The organism is Erythrobacter sp., from assembly GCF_023653175.1.
Lineage (GTDB): Bacteria > Pseudomonadota > Alphaproteobacteria > Sphingomonadales > Sphingomonadaceae > Erythrobacter.
Map to the genome: position 1 here is coordinate 1 of NZ_JAMNXL010000280.1, position 2,987 is coordinate 2,987.

Sequence of the window (2,987 nt, forward strand, 5' to 3'; positions counted from 1 at the left end):
GACGCCTTCGTGCGCCTGGCGCTCTCGACCGAGGGCCTCAAGACCACCACGCGGATGATGCACGTGCTCGCCTGGCTCCTGAACCAGCGCGCGCTGTTCTCGGGCGAGCTGACCGAGAACCAGGTGCGCCTCCACGGCGCCCTGCCGCCCGACCGCGCCTCGGACGCGGGCCAGCTCGCGCTGCTCGAGCCCGAGACCCGCGAATTGATCGCCGACACGGAAAAGCTCCACCAGCGCGTAGCCCGGCTCGACGAGGCTTGGCGCGGGCATTTCGAGATGGCATCCTCGCCCGCGCGCGCCTTCCAGGACCGCATCGGGCGGGAACTCGGGCGCTTCGGCTGACCCTTACGAGGCGGCCAGCGCCTTGCGCCAGGCCGCCAGCCGCGCGTCCCTCACTTCATCCGCCATCGCCGGTTCGAAGGTCGCCAGCCGCCCGCGCATTGCCGCGCAGGCTGCCGCAAGGTCGGGATAGAGCCCCGCCCCCGCCGCTGCCAGCATCGCCGCGCCCAAGGCGGTCGTCTCGACGAAGCCGGGGCGCTCGACCGTCACCCCCAGCACGTCGGCGAGGTCCTGCGCCATCCAGTCGTTGGCCGACATCCCGCCGTCGATCCTGAGCGTGTGCCACGGCGCGCCGTCGGCGGTGAAGGCGGCGCACAGGTCGTGGGTCTGGTGCGCCATCGCCTCCAGCGCCGCGCGCGCAAGCTCGGCCTTGCCGCTCGCGAAGGAGAGCCCCGCGACCACGCCCCTCGCCTCGGCACGCCAATGCGGCGCGCCCAGCCCGGCAAGCGCGGGCACGATCACCACGCCGCCGCTGTCCGGGATTGAGCGCGCCAGCGCCTCGGTCTCGGCGGCGACCTCGACGATCCCCAGCGAATCCCGCAGCCACTGCACCAGGCTCCCCGCGACGAACACCGAGCCTTCGATGGCATAGGTGCGCTTGCCCTCGAGCTGGGTCAGCACCGTGCCGAGCAGGCGGTTGGTGGAGCGCGGGATGCGGCTGCCCTGACAGGTCAGCACGAAGGCGCCGGTGCCGTAGGTCGCCTTGGTCTGTCCGGGCGCGAGGCACCCCTGCCCAACGGTTGCGGCCTGCTGGTCGCCCGCAAGGCCGGTGATCGGGATGGCGCGGCCGAACAGCGCGGGCGCGGTCATGGCGAGCGGCCCCGAGGTGTCCACAACCCCCGGCAGCGCCGCCAGCGGCACGCCGAACAGGTCGCACAATCCCTCGTCGAACTGCGTGTCCTCGAGCCCCATCAACAGCGTGCGGCTGGCGTTGCTCGCGTCCGAGATATGCGCCGCCCCGCCGGTGAGCTTGTAGACCAGCCAGCTCTCCACCGTCCCGAAGGCGAGCGTGCCCTTGTCCGCTGCCGCGCGAACTTCTGGCACGTTGTCGAGCATCCAGCGCATCTTGGTGCCCGAGAAATAGGGGTCGAGCAGCAGGCCGGTGCGCTCCTGCACGCCCGCCTCATGACCCGCCTCGCGCAGCGCCATGCAGAAGGGTTCGGTGCGCCGGTCCTGCCAGACGATGGCGTTGGTGAGCGGCTCGCCCGTCTGGCGGTCCCACGCCACCACGGTCTCGCGCTGGTTGGTGATGCCGATGCAGGCAATCATCGCCGCTCCGCCAGCCTTGGGGATCATGCCCTGCGCACAGGCGAGCGTCTTCTCCCAGATCTCGCGCGGATCATGCTCGACCCAGCCGCCTTGCGGATAATGCTGCGTCAGCGGCTCCTGCGCGCTGGCGACCAGCACGCCGTCGCTCGCGAACAGCATCGCGCGGGTGGAGGTCGTGCCTTCGTCGAGCACGAGGATGTAATCGGACATGAAGCTCTCCCGTTTTGGGGCTTCCTAGCCGGATGGCGCGCGGGAAGTCGAGATACAGCAAAACCCATTCCCCCCGTCCCGGGCTCGGGGGTTGCCGTAAGAAGTTCGGGGGGCCATGTGTCCCCAATGGTCACCATTCCGGAAAAACCCTGGCCCACCGGCCTTGCCGAGGACGTCGAGCCGCTGGTGCGCCGCGTGCTCGCGCCCAACCCCTCGCCCTATACCTTCACCGGCACCCAGACCTATGTGGTCGGCGCTGCCAGCGGGCCGGACTGCGCGGTGATCGATCCGGGCCCGAACGAGGCCGATCACATCGCCGCGATTCTCGCTGCGGTGGGTTCGCGAAAGATCCTCGCGATCATGTGCACCCACACCCACCGCGACCATTCGCCCGCCGCCGCGCCCCTCGCGGCCGCAACCGGCGCGCCGATCGTCGGCTGCGCACCGCTGATGCTGCAAGTCGCAGGCCCGCGCTCGGACGAGGCTTTCGATCCGACCTATGCGCCCGACCGCGTGCTGGTGGACGGCGAGGCGATGCGCGGCACCGGCTGGACGCTCACCGCGGTCGCCACGCCGGGGCACACCTCGAACCACTTGTGCTTCGCGCTCGAGGAGAGCGGCGCGCTGTTCACCGGCGATCACGTCATGGGCTGGTCGACCAGCGTCGTCATCCCGCCCGATGGCGACATGGGCGATTACATGGCGAGCCTCGACAAGCTGATGGCGCGCGAGGACGTGCGCTACCACTCGGCCCACGGGGCTGCGATCGAGAAGCCCAAGCAGCTGGTGCGCGGCATGATCGGCCACCGCCGCCAGCGCGAGGCGCAAATCCTGCGCCTGCTGGGCGAGGCCCCCCGCCCCGTCAGCGGCTTCATCCCCGAGATGTACAAGGGCCTCGACCCGCGCCTGATCGGGGCCGCCGAGATGAGCGTCACCGCGCACCTCATAGACCTCGAAAAGCGCGGGCTGGCACGCTTGTCCGAGGGTGTCTGGCAGGCAGGAGCGCAAGGCTGATGCGTCTTCGCACTTTCAAGGCCGCGCTAGCCGGAGCGCTCGCCGCCTTCCCCGCCGCCCCCGCGCTGGCGCAGGATTCCACCCCCGCAGACTTCGCCCGGGCCGTCGCCTCGCTGAACGAGCGGCTCGGCACCATCGAGACCGGGCCGGACATC

At 70.7% G+C, this 2,987-nt stretch carries 3 protein-coding genes; 2 read left to right on the top strand and 1 reads right to left on the bottom strand.

Annotated elements, in window-relative coordinates; all coding sequences use genetic code 11:
- Positions 1-342, top strand: a 342-nt coding sequence (locus tag NBV68_RS18860) for a DUF1465 family protein (RefSeq protein ID WP_296312997.1), incomplete at its 5' end; no start/stop codon positions are given.
- 3 nt (positions 343-345) lie between these two features.
- Here NBV68_RS18860 and glpK read toward each other — a convergent pair.
- Positions 346-1,818: a glycerol kinase GlpK gene (gene glpK, locus NBV68_RS18865; protein WP_296313000.1), complete on the bottom strand. Its 1,473-nt coding sequence runs from the start codon at positions 1,816-1,818 to the stop codon at positions 346-348.
- Between the two features lie 126 nt (positions 1,819-1,944).
- On the opposite strand from glpK, the gene NBV68_RS18870 reads away from it, so the two are divergent.
- A complete protein-coding gene (locus NBV68_RS18870; RefSeq protein ID WP_296313004.1) occupies positions 1,945-2,832 on the top strand; it encodes an MBL fold metallo-hydrolase in 888 nt (295 codons plus the stop codon).
- The last annotated feature ends 155 nt before the right edge of the window (positions 2,833-2,987 follow it).